General features: G+C 69.0%; 15 protein-coding genes and 2 pseudogenes. 8 read left to right on the plus strand and 9 right to left on the minus strand.

The annotated features are described in order from the left end of the window. The coding region (locus AOK01_RS22040) for a beta-galactosidase (protein WP_213862132.1) at nt 1-1033 on the plus strand (1033 nt) is incomplete at its 5' end. A gap of 110 nt (nt 1034-1143) precedes the next feature. Beyond that, the gene (locus tag AOK01_RS22045; protein WP_055514351.1) at nt 1144-2244 is read left to right on the plus strand and encodes a LacI family DNA-binding transcriptional regulator; all 1101 of its coding nucleotides are present in this window, start codon (nt 1144-1146) and stop codon (nt 2242-2244) included. A 74-nt stretch (nt 2245-2318) separates the two neighbouring features. Here the strand turns inward: AOK01_RS22045 and AOK01_RS22050 are convergent, their stop codons facing one another. Next, nucleotides 2319-3059: a DUF4142 domain-containing protein gene (locus tag AOK01_RS22050; RefSeq protein WP_055514353.1), complete on the minus strand. Its 741-nt coding sequence runs from the start codon at nt 3057-3059 to the stop codon at nt 2319-2321. Nucleotides 3060-3265: 206 nt separating this feature from the next. On the opposite strand from AOK01_RS22050, the pseudogene AOK01_RS42825 reads away from it, so the two are divergent. Continuing rightward, nucleotides 3266-3555: pseudogene (locus AOK01_RS42825) on the plus strand (SMI1/KNR4 family protein); the annotation flags it as partial. A gap of 59 nt (nt 3556-3614) precedes the next feature. Here the strand turns inward: AOK01_RS42825 and AOK01_RS22060 are convergent. From AOK01_RS22060 to AOK01_RS22075, 4 genes are all read right to left on the minus strand, one after another. After that, complete coding sequence (locus tag AOK01_RS22060) at nt 3615-4646, minus strand: alpha/beta fold hydrolase (protein WP_245702361.1); 1032 nt, start codon at nt 4644-4646, stop codon at nt 3615-3617. Between the two features lie 108 nt (nt 4647-4754). After that, nucleotides 4755-5192 (minus strand): DUF2267 domain-containing protein, encoded by a 438-nt coding sequence (locus AOK01_RS22065; RefSeq protein WP_055514358.1) that lies wholly within the window; start codon nt 5190-5192, stop codon nt 4755-4757. Nucleotides 5193-5573: 381 nt separating this feature from the next. After that, complete coding sequence (locus AOK01_RS45250) at nt 5574-5987, minus strand: hypothetical protein (protein WP_245702362.1); 414 nt, start codon at nt 5985-5987, stop codon at nt 5574-5576. Between the two features lie 200 nt (nt 5988-6187). Beyond that, nucleotides 6188-7009 (minus strand): endonuclease/exonuclease/phosphatase family protein, encoded by an 822-nt coding sequence (locus AOK01_RS22075; protein ID WP_213862133.1) that lies wholly within the window; start codon nt 7007-7009, stop codon nt 6188-6190. 598 nt (nt 7010-7607) lie between these two features. Between AOK01_RS22075 and AOK01_RS46610 the strand changes: the two are divergent. Both AOK01_RS46610 and AOK01_RS44445 read left to right on the plus strand, forming a co-directional pair. Further along, a pseudogene (locus AOK01_RS46610) lies at nt 7608-7916 on the plus strand (EamA family transporter); the annotation flags it as partial. Nucleotides 7917-7971: 55 nt separating this feature from the next. Continuing rightward, entirely contained in the window at nt 7972-8481 is a 510-nt protein-coding gene (locus AOK01_RS44445) for an EamA family transporter (RefSeq protein WP_213862134.1), read from the plus strand. A gap of 115 nt (nt 8482-8596) precedes the next feature. Here the strand turns inward: AOK01_RS44445 and AOK01_RS22090 are convergent, their stop codons facing one another. Both AOK01_RS22090 and AOK01_RS22095 read right to left on the minus strand, forming a co-directional pair. Beyond that, complete coding sequence (locus tag AOK01_RS22090; RefSeq protein WP_055514362.1) at nt 8597-9013, minus strand: type II toxin-antitoxin system VapC family toxin; 417 nt, start codon at nt 9011-9013, stop codon at nt 8597-8599. Next, on the minus strand, nt 9010-9273 hold the full coding sequence (locus AOK01_RS22095; protein ID WP_055514364.1) for a hypothetical protein: 264 nt from the start codon (nt 9271-9273) through the stop codon (nt 9010-9012). Before AOK01_RS22095 ends, AOK01_RS22090 begins: the two co-directional genes overlap by 4 nt. A gap of 898 nt (nt 9274-10171) precedes the next feature. On the opposite strand from AOK01_RS22095, the gene AOK01_RS22100 reads away from it, so the two are divergent. Then, a complete protein-coding gene (locus tag AOK01_RS22100) occupies nt 10172-11101 on the plus strand; it encodes a phosphotransferase family protein (RefSeq protein WP_055514366.1) in 930 nt (309 codons plus the stop codon). A gap of 25 nt (nt 11102-11126) precedes the next feature. Here AOK01_RS22100 and AOK01_RS22105 read toward each other — a convergent pair whose 3' ends face one another. Continuing rightward, entirely contained in the window at nt 11127-12500 is a 1374-nt protein-coding gene (locus AOK01_RS22105; RefSeq protein WP_055514368.1) for a helix-turn-helix domain-containing protein, read from the minus strand. A gap of 278 nt (nt 12501-12778) precedes the next feature. On the opposite strand from AOK01_RS22105, the gene AOK01_RS22110 reads away from it, so the two are divergent. Together AOK01_RS22110 and AOK01_RS41500 are read left to right on the plus strand one after the other, a co-directional pair. Beyond that, the gene (locus AOK01_RS22110; protein WP_245702363.1) at nt 12779-13339 is read left to right on the plus strand and encodes a bifunctional DNA primase/polymerase; all 561 of its coding nucleotides are present in this window, start codon (nt 12779-12781) and stop codon (nt 13337-13339) included. Next, on the plus strand, nt 13329-13640 hold the full coding sequence (locus AOK01_RS41500) for a hypothetical protein (RefSeq protein WP_079103650.1): 312 nt from the start codon (nt 13329-13331) through the stop codon (nt 13638-13640). Before AOK01_RS22110 ends, AOK01_RS41500 begins: the two co-directional genes overlap by 11 nt. A gap of 745 nt (nt 13641-14385) precedes the next feature. On the opposite strand, the gene AOK01_RS45255 is transcribed toward AOK01_RS41500, so the two are convergent. Then, nucleotides 14386-14574 carry a hypothetical protein gene (locus tag AOK01_RS45255; RefSeq protein ID WP_079103652.1) on the minus strand — a complete coding sequence of 63 codons (189 nt, stop codon included), beginning with the start codon at nt 14572-14574 and terminating at the stop codon, nt 14386-14388. Between the last annotated feature and the right edge of the window lie 184 nt (nt 14575-14758).

Here is a 14758-nt window from a genome sequence, read left to right on the forward strand (position 1 = left end):
GCTGCTCTCGGCGGGCGCCTCCGTCAACATCTACATGTTCCACGGCGGCACCAACTTCGGTTTCACGAACGGCGCCAACCACGACCACGCGTACGAGCCCATCGTGACCTCGTACGACTACGACGCGGCCCTCACCGAATCAGGCGACCCGAGTCCGAAGTACCACGCCTTCCGCGAGGTCATCGCCCGCCACGCCCCGGTCCCCGACGAGCCCGCCCCGGCGCCGTCACGCAAACTCCCGCCCACAGCGGTGGAGTTGACGCGCCGCGTCTCGCTGCTCGCGCACGCGAGCGTTCTGGCCAAACCGGTACGCGTCGACGCCGACCCGGTCACGATGGAGGAGCTGGGCCTGCGGGCGGGCTACGCCCTGTACCGCACCACGGTTCCCGTGTCCGGCGACGGCGTGCTGCGCTTCGCGGGCGGTGTCGGCGACCGCGCCCAGGTCTTCGTGGACGGCGCCCCCGTCGGCGTACTCGAACGCGAACGCCACGAGGAGGCCCTGCCCGTACGGCTCCCGCGGGCCGGCGCCACGCTGGACGTGCTCGTCGAGAACATGGGCGGTGTCAACTACGGCCCACGCATCGGCTCCCGGAAGGGCCTGCTCGGCCCGGTCACCTTCGACGGCACCGCGCTGCACGGATGGGACTGCCATCCCCTGGCCATGGACGCCGATGCCATGGACGCCGACGCCGACGCCGACGCCGACGCCGTGGGCTCGGTGCCCTTCGCCTCGGCTCAGTCGCCGGCGGAGTCGCCCGTGGACGCCGGGCCCGCCTTCCACCACGGCACGTTCGAGGTCCGGACGCCCGCCGACACCTTCCTCTCCCTGCCCGGCTGGACCAAGGGCCAGGCTTGGATCAACGGCTTCCACCTCGGCCGCTACTGGAACCGCGGCCCACAGCGCACGCTGTACGTACCGGCGCCCGTCCTGCGCCCCGGCACCAATGAACTGGTCCTGCTGGAACTGCAGGCCACGACCGAACCGCGCGTCCACCTCACGGACACGCCCGACCTGGGCCCGGTGAAGCCCTGACGGCCGGCTGAGCACAGCGGCACCCTCCGGCCCGGCGGCCTATCCTGTGGGCCAGCCGGGCGGGGCACGACCGCCGGGACGAACCGCGGACCCGAAGGACGTCACCCGCCATGACCCGAAGCGCCGGCGACGGCGCGCCGCCCCCAGGACCTGAACCCCACAAGAGCCTTCCCAAGGGCCGCAGCCGACGCAACTTCGCGGGAGCGCGCCCGGTGATGGACGACGTGGCGCGGCTGGCCGGTGTCTCCAAGCAGACGGTGTCCCGCGTACTGAACGACAACCCGGCCGTCCGCCCCGAGACCCGCGAGGCGGTCCGGACCGCCATGCGCACCCTCGGCTACCGCCCCAGCCGCAGCGCACGCTCCCTGGCCAGCGGCCGGACCCGCATGCTCGGCGTGATCTCCTTCGACGCGGCCCGTTTCGGCCCGGCCTCCATCCTGACCGCGATCAACACGGCGGCCCAGGAGGCCGGTTACCTGGTGAGTTCCATCGCGCTCGACACGGCCGACCGGGCCACCGTCGTACGCGCCGTGGACACGCTGTCGGCCGAGGGAGCGGACGGTGTGATCGCCATCGCCCCGCAGCGCTGGGTGGGCAGGGCGCTGGCGGAGGCACACCTCGACACTCCGCTGATGGTCCTGGAGAACGATCTCGGCAAGGACGCGTCGTTCGTCACGGCCGACAACCGGGCGGGCGCGCGCATGGCCACGGAGCACCTTCTGGACCTCGGCCACACGACGGTCCGGCACATCGCGGGCCCCCTGGGATGGCTGTCGGCGGACCGCAGGGTGGAAGCCTGGCGGGCCACACTGCGGGCGGCGGGGGCCCCGGTCCACGAGCCCCTCATCGGTGACTGGAGCGCGGACTCGGGTTACGAACTGGGCCGCGGGCTGGCCGGCCGTTCCGATGTCACCGCGATCTTCGCCTCCAACGACCAGATGGCACTCGGAGTGCTCCGCGCTCTTCATGAGTCGGGCCGTCATGTTCCCGATGACGTCAGTGTCGTCGGTTACGACGACATCCCGGAGGCCGCGCACCTGCTCCCGCCGCTGACCACGGTCCGTACCGACTTCGCCGAGATCGGTACGCGTTCCCTGCGGCTGCTCCTGTCCCAGCTGGACGGCCCACCGGAACCGGCGCCGAACCAGGTGGTGCCGGTCGAGCTGATCGTCCGCAGGAGCACGGGCCGGGCACCGAACCGTCGACCTTGAGCACGCCCCCAGGTCACGAGCCCGGCTCTCCGATCATCCGGCTCGCCGGTTCACCGGCTCCGCGGGGCGTTTGATCATTTGACGGACGGGCTGGGCGTCGGGGAGGTGGTGTTGACGTCCAACCCCGCGGGCAGGTTGAGGACGAGGACCGGCGAGCCCGGCTGCGGCGCGGGCGGGGTCATCTCGGCCTTGGGGAGTTTCGGCGGGGTGGTCTGCTGGAAGTTGACCTGGTCGTAGTTGACCAGGCCGGTCTTCTCCAACACCGTGATGTGGTCGAGGACGGTGTCGTTGGCGAGGTCGGCCAGCTCACGGATCATGCTGTTCTTGGTGTTGGCGCGGACCTTGGCGATGACCGGGAAGATCTGTCCGTGGGTCACGCGCATGATGTTCACGGCGGTGGTGTCGAACTGCTTGCCGGCGCTCCCGTCCACGGTCGCCACGAACTGCTGCTGTTGGGGGCTGGCCTGGTTGGGCAGGGTGACGCCCAGCTCGGGGGCGATCTTCCGGCACATCTCGTCGAGTCCGGCGTGCCCCGCGACCAGGTGCTCCCCGGCCTCCTTCATCGCCGGGGTCGTACCGCGCTTCATGGCCATCAGACCGAGCGGGTGCTCCCACAGCCCGGCCGCCCGCACCTTGACCACGAAGTCCCGGTCGGCCTCGGTCAACGGCCCGTACCGGGTGTTGGCGATGATCCGGTCCTGGCTGGTCGTCGTCTTCTCCACACCGAGGAGGGCGGGATACGCGAGCGCGGTGAGAGTCACGAGCAACCCACCGATCACGAATACGGTTCCTGCGGTGCGTTGTGTAACACGCATGCTGCCTCCTGAGCTGAACGACTCGTCCACAGGGGGTACGTACGAGACGCGCAAGGCAATCACCGTGCAGAGTAAATTTTGCGCTTCGCGGTCCGGCGGGGTCCGGCCCTGTCGGTCCGGCCGGCCCGGCCGGCCGATCTCGGGTTGCCAGTTTGCCAGTTTGCCAGCTCGTCCGTTTGTCAGTGGCGGGTGCCAGGATTCTCGTCATGACGGACTCGACCGACGGCTGGCAGTCCTTCCTGGACCGATGGAGCCAGGAGTGGGCGGACGCACAGGACCCGAACACACCGGCAGGCGGTGCGCGCGAGGGGGACGAGAAAGCCCGGCGTGCAGGCTGGCTCGGATTCCCGCCCGCGTCCGAGGAACGGATCCAGGCCCTTGAGGAACGGCTCGGACACCGGCTGCCACCCTCGTACCGGACGTTCCTGACGGTGAGCGACGGCTGGCGGCACGCGGGGGCTTCGTGTGGCTGCTCGCCGGTACCGATCACGCACGCGACCCTCGCCCCGCCTTGGGCCTGTTGCTCTCGGGCTTGGTTGGTGGAGCCGGTCGCGGTCACCGAACGGTCGTCGACGGCGTGAGCTGCAAGATCGCGTCAGCGGTGGCCCGAGGTTCCTCCCGGGGCGGGAAGTGACCGATGCCGGGCAGCACCACCCGCCGGTAGGCGTCGGCGAACAACTCGTCCTTTCCCTCGGTGGTGGAGGCGAGGTTGTCACCATCGCACTCCCCATGCACGACGAGGGTCGGGACGCGGATCAGCGGCGGCTCGGCAAGCCGATCCTCGATGTCCTGGTAAGCAGGATCGCCAGCGGCCTCGCCCCAACGGTGCAGATAGGCATGCACGCTCACCTCCGCCCAGTCGGGGTTGTCCCAGGCACCGGCAGCCTGAGCGAACGCCGACTCGGTGAAATCCCATTCCGGGGACCAAGTGGTCCACAGGTAGCGGCACAAGTCGCGGCGGTCGTCGTCCAGGGCTCGGCGGCCACGGGCTGAGGCAACGAACCACTCGTACCAATAGGCGTGTGTCAGCGAATACGGGAGCGGGGCATCGGGGCGGTTGGTCGAATAGCCCGCGGACATCGCCACCAGCGCGCGTAGTCGATCCGGAAACAGCGAGCCGAGTACGTAGCCGGCCCGAGCCCCCCAATCGTGACCGGCCACGACCACGTCACGCAGGTCCAGGGCATCGAGGAAGTCGGCCAGGTCCCGGCCTAGTGCGCCGATCTGCCCACTGCGTGGCCTGTCCGGGGAGTGGAACCTGGTGGGCCCGAAACCGCGCAGATACGGCCGGTAGACCCGGCAGCCCGCCCGGTGCAGATGCGGCAGCACACCGTCCCAGCAGTGGATGTCGTCAGGCCAGCCGTGCACCGCCAGTACGGGATGCCCGTCCGCGGGACCACTCACGTCATAGGCGACCCGCAGTACAGGGGTATCGACAAACTCCGACATGGTGGGCGGGGTCACCACGCGGCGCCGACCGAAACCCGAGGACGACCGACGACCGACCACCGGTGCTCGATGCTCGGTGGGTTCATCACGGGCCGCGACGAGCGGAAGGCATTTCAGCGGCAGACTTTGCAGCGGCACGCATCCCACGGCCGACAGCGCGATAGGCCCCGCGCGAGTGCTCGCTCCGGCGCCCGGGAGTGCTTGCTCGGACGCCCGGCGCGCGGGAGGCCGTACCGGTCCAGTGGCTCAGCCGGAGTCGCCGGTGGCTTCGGCGGCACGGCCGGAGGGCAAAAGCAGACGGATGTCCGCAGGCAGCACCCCGGCGACCTTCTCGTTCAGTTCCGGAGTGAGGGCGGCATCGAGCACCTCCAGCACGGCGGCGGCCTCGCGCAGGGCCGCGTCCTCGTCCGTGCCCGCACGCCCGGCGATCCGTCCGGCAAACACGGTCAGGTCGAACCGCTCCCCCGAGGTGTGCGAGCGGCCGTCGGCGGAAGGCAGCTCCGCTGCCTGACGCATGGGGTCGGCCAGTTCCGGTGGAAGCTGGGCGGACATGTGCTCCGCGAGCCCGGACGGCAGCCGTTCGGCCAGTGTGATCAGTACTGCTCGCGTCGCGCGGTCGGCCGATCCCCGGTCCGGCAGCTGAGCGAGCGCCTGCACTTTTCCGATCATCTCGTCATGCCGCATGAGGTGGTGTCCTTCCACATGATGTGGTCCCCGCTGCTGTTCTCTGCGCATGCCGGCAGTTCGGCGACAGGTGAGTACCCGGCGAGTACCCAGCGCACTGCCCGTACACCGGGCGACGACGCCGACCGGGGCCCGGTCGCGCGGCTCGCGGTGCTCTGCCGGCGGGCTGATCCTCTTGCTTCTCCGGGATCACGGGCCGGAAACGGCCAGGCACGGCCGGCGCCCGCAGCGGCGCAGGCGATCGGCTGCTGCATCCGCTAGGGGCACGTCGACCATGGTCGAAAACTGCGTACCGTACCGTCCGCCCGCAGTCCCGTTGTGACGACCAGCGACATCGGGCGGCACTGCATCGCCCCAGTGGCCCCAGCGGCCTCCGTGGCCTCAGTGGCCGAAGAGATGGATCCGCCTGCCGCGGGCCCGGTGGTGCGGTGCGGGTGCCCTCTCGGGCCCCGTGGCCGGCGACGTGGGGGCCGCCGCCCCTACCCCAGCCCCCGTGGTCGACCCGGCCGCTCCCCCACTCTCGGACAGCCGGGCGGCCAGCGCATCGCGTTCGTTGCGCAACCGTGCCTTTCGGGTGCGCCGGTGCAGGGCGCCACCCACGGCCATCCACAAGCCCAGCGAGAAGATCAGGGCCAGGGCGAGGCCGGCGCAGAAGATCTCCAGGGTGTTCATGGTGGCGATGTCGTTGCCGAGGACGGACACCGTGTAGTGGGGGCCGCCTGTGAGGTTGTCGGAGATCGCCAGTCCTGTGAAGGCGGCGGTCGCGGCCAGCAGAAGTAGTCCAAGAATCAGCATGCCCGGTCACCTCCGGTTTCTGCATCTGCGACTACCCGCCATAGGCCGCCCCTAACGCCGCCTGCTGGCGCTGGTTGGGGGAAGCTGCCTTCGGCGGCGGCCTCGACAGGAGGTCGTTGCCTTTCAGACTCCCGGGGCGGTACGAGCCAGGTACCTCCCGGGACCGGTCGTCGGCCAGGCGCGGCCCGAGTCACAGGGCTTCAGGCAATGGTGATGTCGAGGTCGACGACCACGCCGAAATGATCGCTCGCCCAGATGCCGTCGACCGGGCGGTCGAAGGCGAGCGCGGCGGTGTCGATCGTGCATTGCGCTTTGGGATGCGTCAGCCGTGATCCGACGAACACGTAGTCGATGCGGCGGTGATGTGCCCCCTGCCCGACGACCTGCTCGATCACCGTGCGGGCGCTGGGGTTCGCCGTGGTCCACGTGTGACCCGGCCCGTCGCCGGCGAGCGCCCATGCGTCGTGGTAGCTCACGCTGCGCCCCGACAGGGCCTGCGCACCGGTCAGGTAGCGGATGCAGGCCGCTTCGGGTACGGCGGTGAAGTCGCCGGCGATCACGGTGGGCAGGTCGGTGCGGTGGCGGGCGTCGAGATCGGTGAGCGCCATGACCTGGAGCTCACGCGCCGCCTCGGCCTCGGGCCGCCAAGAGGTCGTCGTCACGATGAACAGCATGTCGCCCAGGTCCGGGACCGCCACCCGTGCGGCCAGCGTGCGCCATGGCACGTCAAGTTCGCCGGCCTGGCGCAGGTCCAGCCATTCGACGATTCGATGCGGCCAGCGTGTGGCGATCGCATTGCCGCCGTACTGCGCCGCGTGGGGCGGCTCGACCGCGGCCACGTCACGCTGATGGGTCGCCTGCAGGCCGAGTCCCTCCGTGAGGACTCCCAGCTGATCGCGGTCGCCGGTGCGGACGACCTCCTGCAGGCCCAGCAGATCCGGTTTGAGCCTGCGCAGCCCTTGGTTGATCACCCGCATGCGGGCATCGCTGTCGCCTTCCTCGTTCCAGACGTTGAGGGTCATGACCCGGAGCCGCATGGCGGAACCCTTCCGTGTCTTCACCGGTGCACGTTCACGTCGACGCCAGTCGCCAGTCATGCGTACAGGTACCCAGGTACCGGGATCTCCCGACTGCCTTCGCCGAGTTAGCCGAGTTAGCCGAGTTCGCCAAGTTCGTCGCGTCCGGTCCACGACGCATCGGCGTCGCGGTCATCGGCGTTCCGCCCGGCGCCGATGAAGCCGCGGCGGGCCGGGACGGGGATGCTGCTTTTCGCGGCATGGCCTCCGACGACGCGGGTACTGACAGGACCTCTGAGGCCATCAAACGCCGGGCCGCCCGCTCAGGGCTCATGAAGCAGGCTGAGCACGGGTAGCCCGGCAACCCGCAACCTGTTACCAAGAAGGCGATTCTGTGCTCGCGCTCGCCGGCCGCCTTTCGGGAACCGCCGTGGGACTGACCGAGGGCGCGAAACCCGTCTCGGACGACAAAGGGGTCCCGTACGAGTGGACGAGGTGAACGTCAACTGGCTGCCGCGGAAGGCGGCGCCGCTGAGCACGCTGTGATGCTGAGCAGGCCGTGGTGCTGAGCATGCGGTGGTGGCAACGGCATCCGCAGTGGACCATGGCGGTCGGGGCGCTGTGCGTGTCGGCGTCGGCCGTGCTGCTGAACCTGGCCAAGGCTTCTCCGGGGACGGCGTCGTTCTACCGGTGCGTGCTCGCCCTGCCCGCGCTGTTCGCCATCGGCACGGTGGAGCGCCGCAGGGAGGGACCGCCGCGGCATCGACAGCGGCTGCTGGCCGCGGCAGCGGGTGCGCTGTTCGCCGGGGACATGATGCTGTGGACCCAGGCCATCGCCGAGGTCGGCGCCGGCCTGTCCACCGTACTGGTGAACGTGCAGGTCGTACTGGTGCCGCTCCTGGCTCTGCTGGTCGACCGCGAAGCCCTCCCGCCGCTACCTCCTGGCCCTGCCGGTGGTGCTGGTCGGCGTGGTGCTCACTGCCGGGCTGATCGGCAGCGCCACGGTGGGCAGCGACCCGATGCGGGGGACCATGCACGCGGTCCTGGCTGCGGTGTGCTACTGGGGGTTCCTGTACCTGCTGCGCCGCAGCGGCCACCACGGCCACGTCAAACAGTCCTATATGGACGTCACGGTGTCCGCGGCCGTGGTGTCCCTGATCGCGGGAATCCTGTGGCACGGCGTGGACCTGGCGCCGGGCTGGGTGGTCATCGGCTGGCTGCTCGCCGTCGCCGCATTCGGGCAGGTGCTGGGCTGGCTGCTGGTCGCCGTGTCCACACCCAGGCTGCCCAGCCACGTCGGTGCCATTCTGCTGCTGCTCACCCCGGTCGGCGCCGTCGCGCTGAGCGCCCTGGTGCTCGGCGAACACCCCACACCGGAGCAACTGGCGGGCTGCCTGCTCATCCTCGCCGGCGCCCAGATCGCCACCCTGCACCGCCCGGACACGCACCGCCGGTCCGAACCCACAGACCACCGCTGAGGTGTCGGTCGCGGTCCCCAGGTGAGAAGCCTTGCGAGCCAACGTGACCGGTCGCGGCCGGACTGGGCGGGGGCCTCACCGATCAAGAGCACGATGGGCAGGCGAGAGCCGATGCTCAGACCTTGATGACGGTGATGCGAGAGCCGCACAGGGTGGTGAGATCCTCGGGGTCCGAGGTGAGAACTGTCGCCGGTCCGGGGGCGGCGAGGGCGGTGGCGCCGAGCATGGCGTCGATGGCGTACTTGTGGCCGTGCAGGCCGGCGTCGGCGAGGAGGGCGCTGGCGTGACGGGCGATGGGCTCGGTGACCGGTTCGACGACGAGGCGGGAGAGGATCCACTCCAGGGCCGGGCGGTTGATCCGAGGGTGCATCACCTCCACAAGGATGGCTGCGGAAGTGATCACCCGCAGGTCGTCGGCGCGAGCGAGGGCCAGCCAGCCGGTGACGGTGCGGTCGCGAAGGACGGCCTTGGCCAGCCCCTCGCTGTCGAGGACCAGGGTGCCGCCGGGGGTAGCGGCGGAGGAGCGGGTCACGCGGCGTTCGACCCGCCTTGCGTTTGCTGCTGGCGAGCCTGGTGGAGCTGGTCGCGCAGGGCCTGGATCTCTTCGTCGGTGATGGGCCCGTGCTCGGCCTCGGCGACCTGAATGAGTTCGTTGAGATTGTCCCGCTCGATCTGGCGCGCGACGGCAGCGGCGACGTAGGCGGACAGGCCCGAAGGGCCGCTGCGGGCCTTGGCGGCTTCGGCGATGCCACGGGGCATGGTGATCGAGTACTTACCGGTAGGGTCACTCATGCTACTCATCCTACCTCTGACCCTCCTTCTGATCCTCCCTGTGTCGAGTGGGCTGGCGCAGAAGGGGACCGCGCGCCGTCGCTGCTGTCGGCGCTTGATGTGGGCATCTGCAAGGGCCGCGGCAAAGGCGTCCGCATCGCCGCTGGCTCTACAACCGTGCCGGCGCCGGCGCCGCCGACTGACCCCGCCGAGGTGTGGGGACCGGCGGTCGCCCGCTATCGCGTGATCGCGCGGAGCAATCGCCCGCCGGCGCGACCGCCGTCCCGTGTCCCCAAGCTTGCGAGCACCCGGGGCCCGCAGAGCCTATCCACCCGTCCGCCTCGCCCGGAAGCGAGTTTCCCATGGCCGTGACTGCCCCTCGCTCTGCTCTTCGGCTTCGTCCCGTTCATGCTGCTGCGTTCCAAGGCCCCGAAGCAGGCTCCGCGTTCGCCGCCGTGATGTTCGGCTTCCACCTCGCCGACAGCGGCGCCGCCGACACCGTCAACCAGTTCATGAGTGCCATCGTCACCGCGCACCCGGACTTGCAGGAGACGGGGTGCGGACGAAGAGATCGTGGCGGGCGGCGCCTGGTTCGTTCTATGCGGCGCTCTACTACGCAGGTCTCAGGCCCGCTGAGGCGAGGACAACGAGAGAGAGCGGGAGTCAGTGAGACTGACTCCCGCTCTCTCATGTCGGCATCCGCCCAGCTCAGCGCCTTGTTCTTGCTGGCTGTGTGGCGAGTGCCCCCGGCAGGATTCGAACCTGCGCACACGGCTCCGGAGCCCGGATGAGAGCAAGGGGCGACAGAGCGCCTGACCAGCGGCGGAGGATCCTCGCGCGCGCATGCCGAGCAACATCATCACGCCCCTATTACGTGGGCGACCTATCAGGCGGCCGGTCGGGCCCGTATCGTCGGAGCATGATCTCGGGCAGCGGCGGGGGACCGGACGGCGGCGGCACGGAGTTCACTGCGGAGGGCCTGGCACCCATTCTCCAGGAGGCGTGCACGACGGCCGGACTCGACTCCGGCGAAGCCGAGTTGCTGCGGCTCGGATCGAACGCGGTCTACCGCTTGGCGTCATTACCGATCATCGTCCGCGTCGCGCGTGACCCATCGGTCCTGGCGGAGATGGACCGAGCGGTGAGGGTGGCCCGCTGGCTGGAGTCGGAGGACTTCCCGGCCACACGAGTGCCAGCACAGATCGCTCAGCCGCTCGTCGTCAGCGGCCTGGTGGTCACCTTCTGGGAGAGCGTCCAGGAGAACGTGGAGTACGCCACCATCGGCGAGCTGGCCGATCTGCTGCGCCGCCTGCACTGGCTCGAAGAGCCGCAGGCGCTGGGCCTGCCGTACTTCGACCCGCTGGCCAAACTGGCGGCGTCCCTTGAAGGGCTGGATGGCGTCTCGGGGGAGGACCGGAAGTTCCTGGAGGAACGAGCGGCCAAGCTCGCCAAGGATTACGGCCGTCTGGACTTCGTCCTCCCCTTCGGCATGATCCACGGGGATGCCAACATCGGGAACCTCCTCCGCCACCGAGACGGGCACGCGGTTTTCATCGATCTGGACGGCTTCACGTTGGCCCCGCGCGAATGGGACCTGATCCTGACGGCGATCTACTACGACCGCTATGGCTGGCACTCGAAGGCGGAGTACGCGGAGTTCGTCCACCGCTACGGCTTCGACCTGATGAACTGGCCGGGGTACGAGACGCTGGCTGATCTGCGTGAGCTGATGATGGTCGCGTGGCTCGGCCGCCAGGTCACGAACAGCGAGCGGTCCGCCGCGGAGTTCGCCCGACGGGTGCGGTCCCTCCGCACAGGGGAGGAACGGGACGAGTGGAACGCGTTCTGAGCGGTGGGCCGGTGCGCTCGGAGCCTCAGACAGCGGCGTGATCGCCGGAAGCCACCCACAGTCTGTGTTCTCTGACTTGCTCGGTGAAGATGTGCACCGCGGTGCTCTGGCCGGCCGTTAGAAGGTTCTGCCGGAACTCGGCGAGATAGCTGACACATCGCGCGGACTTCAGCTGCTCTCCCAAATCGAGTGCGTCCAGCGCCACACGGCACGCCTCCTCGACGTCTCCGGCTCGTAGGTGCGCGTCGGCCAGGACCATGGTCGCGAAAAAGTCGCTCCGTACGTGGTTGCCGCTCATGGCGTTCTCCGCGTGGGCGACGGCCTGGCGGGCGCTGTCGACGTCACGGAAGCAGTGAGCGGCCTCGGCGGCAAGTTCGGCTTCGTCGAAGTAGCTGATCCACTCCGGCTCGTCCTCACTGTTGCGGCTCTCCAGTGCCTTCGTGGCCGCGTTCAGTGCTGCCTCGCAGGCGCGCACGTCACCGGTTCGGGCGAGGGCACGAGCCTCCATGGCGTGGAACTGGGCGCGCAGCGTCGGTGTGGCCACGGGGGAGATCCCCATGAGCGCGGCCCGAGCGAGCGTGGCGGCCTCCGTGTAGCGACCGAGGAACGTTGCCTGATGGCTCATGGCCGACAGGATGCTTCCGGCGAGCCGACGGTCGTTGGCGTCCTGGGCCAACCGGAGGGCCTGAAGAAAGTACCGCTGCGCCAAGCCATGACGGCAGGCGTCGTACGACATCCAACCGGCGAGGAGCGTCGCTTCCGCCACGGTGGAGAACAAGGCCCGACCGACCTGTTCGGTGTACTGCCCGCGCAGGAGCGGCACCACTTCGGTGCTGAGGTACTGGATGGCCGCGTGCCGAGCGTGGTCGCCGCCGAACCGGTCGTCCAGCTCGGCGAACATGTCCGCAGTGGTCTTGATCGCTGCCACGTCTCCGAGACCGACCCGGATTCCGTCCTTGCGCTGCCTGGGAATCGCCGGGTCGGGCGCAACCAGCCACCGGAGGGACGCTTCACTCCATGCGGGCCCGGACGGCTCAGCCTGCAAAAGCGGCTCGTATCGATTGAGATCAGCACGCCACAACTGCCCGACCGCTTCGATCGCGTCGTCGGGACTCGCCGGATAGGTAACGTCCATGAGCGACGTATCCCGTCCGCTCCCATGGGTCAGTCCGAGTTCGGCGGCGCTGAGTCCGAACACCTCGCACAGCAACGGACCATAGAAGTCGTCCGGGACGCTATGGCCGTTCTCCCAGCTTGCGATACGACGTTTCACACTGGTGTCCGCCGGAAGCTGGTGCCCGCGTCGAGCAGCGACCTGTCGCACCTCGCGTACCAACCGCGGCTGACTCCAACCCCTGTCCGCACGGGCCTGCCGTAAACGGATGTTGGTCGGCTGCATGGAAGACGTGACCGTTCCCTCCCTGCGCGTGCACTGGTGGGATTGTTGGGGTCAGTGACTCTGTGGATCCACGTCTGAATGTACGCGCGGTTCACTACCGAGCGCCCCAAGTAAGCCCAGATGCGCAGCGGTTGCGCCCTGACGGGGGATGACGCGTCCACGCGTGACGCGTCATCCCCCGTCATCTCTCGTCATCTGCCCTGGCCAGGGGCTTAACCCCGAGTCTGGACGCAGGACGGCATCGCGACCGTGACCGAGTCAGACCGAGGTGAGATGACGTGCAGAGGATGACCACAAGAGGCGTCGAATGGCTCTCCGCGGCGGCAGATGACCCAGCCGAATGCCGAACGGTCTGGGCGAGTGATCCGCGCGCCCCGTACGCGCTGGCAGCAGGTCGCTTCTTCGACACGGTGACGGTCGAGCAGCGGGTCGGTATGGAGACCTTCGACCAGCTTCTCCGCAGAGGGCTGCCATTCGGGCCTGCAGTGCTTGATCGTAAAGCGCAGCGAGTCGGCTTCTTCCTTGGCTCGCAAAGTCAGGAGACCTTCACTCACCACCTGACGCGGGAAGAAGGAGATCCACCCGCGTACCGCTACCTGGGACCCGGCTCCGTAGTCGTCGTTCCGGGACCCATGCCGATGAGTGGTGACCGCTACCAGTGGCTCCGCGCCCCGGCCCGGCGGCCCATCGCCAATCCGCTGCGTCCGGTCGCCCTGGCCACCATGCTCGTCGCCTCAGCCGAACTGCTCGCTCGTGTGAACCGGTACGGCGAGCGCTACCCGTCTGCGGCTGCCCTCGCCCTGTCTGCTTTCGAGGGGGCCCGGCTTGATGGGGAATGACGCGACTCACCGGCACGACGCTGCCACCTGGTCGCCTCTGGACAGCGACGACTGGTACACCACACGCAACGCGACAACCGCCCTCCGGGACGCACTGCTGAGTGCTGGCTTGGAGAAGGACTTCCCCTACCTGCGCGCCGAAATGAACGCGTTCGGACAGGGCTTGGTCGAGCTGGGCCGTGTTTCCCCGGCCACCGCGGAACGCCTGGCGGAACTGTTGCGTCTGGCGCTTACTGCGGGACTACGGCGACTGGAAGATGGCAAAGCCGAATCCACGGAACACCGAACAGGAAGGGACTGACGTAATGACCGACCGACGGGGAGTCGTCGCGAAACGAGCTGAGGACCTGATGCCGGGAGTGCCCTACGTCCGTGGCTGGGCACAGGCGCGACGCAGCGCCGGCTTATTGGCCGTACAGCTCACCGCTTTGGGCCTAGAGCCGGACTTCCCTGGTCTCACAGCTGACGTGAACGTCTCGGGAGATGGCTTGGTACGCCTCGGCACCGTTCGCCCTGAAGCGGCCGTGATGCTGGCGCAACTGATCCTGTCGGGCCTTGCGGCGCAGACGCCGAGGCAAGCGGAGACGACAATGCGCGAGGCAAGGAACGCCCGACACGACTCGTCGGCTGCCTGACCCATTTCGGCCCGAGAAGCCTCGGCCGGTTGCAGTACGAGCCTGCTCCTGCATCCGGCTGCCCCAGCCCCGTACATCACCGTTCCCCCCGGCGGATGATGTGCGGGGCCCTTCGCTGTCCTCGATTCCCGTACTGCTCCGGTCTGCCGCTCGGCCGGGACCGGCGCCCCAGCGCCGCAGCCCGGACGAACGGCAGACCGGTGGGCTAGGGGAACGGAGACGGGACTGATGTTGGGCTTCGCGTAGCAGAACATCAGCTTGGGAAGCTGCGGTCATCTGGGGCCGGTTCGCACGTTGACCAGGGCGAAAGCTGACCCAGCAGCCTCTCTGGGCGGGGCGGCTTTCACCGTGATTCCCCGCTGTTCCCCGCTCGATCTGGTGCGGCTGTGGTGCGAGCTGCCGTCCGGATGCCTATCGCTTCTGCGCTCGGTACTTCTTCATCAGCGCAGTGATCCGCGTCTGATCCGCCCCGCCATTCAGCTCGGTCAGGAGATCGTCAGGACACAACTCGTAAAGGTCGCCCCACCATCGGCGTCCACGGTTGTCCCAAATTCGATAGCCACCCGGCACGCCCCGGGCGACGTAGAGTCTTCTGCTCACTGCCCCTACCTCCGGCAAGGCTGGGCCGTCCCACAGCCTCGTCCTCGCATGACCATACGCAGAGTACGGCCGCCCTACGAGCAGTGCGCGACAGCGCTCGCCCCCCACGCTCTCCAACTGTGGTGGTGGGGGCTGAGGTGTCGTTCAGGGGCGTTCATCTGCGTTCATGGGCGGCTGCCCGCTG

It is taken from the genome of Streptomyces aurantiacus (assembly GCF_001418335.1).
Classification (GTDB): Bacteria; Actinomycetota; Actinomycetes; order Streptomycetales; family Streptomycetaceae; genus Streptomyces; species Streptomyces aurantiacus.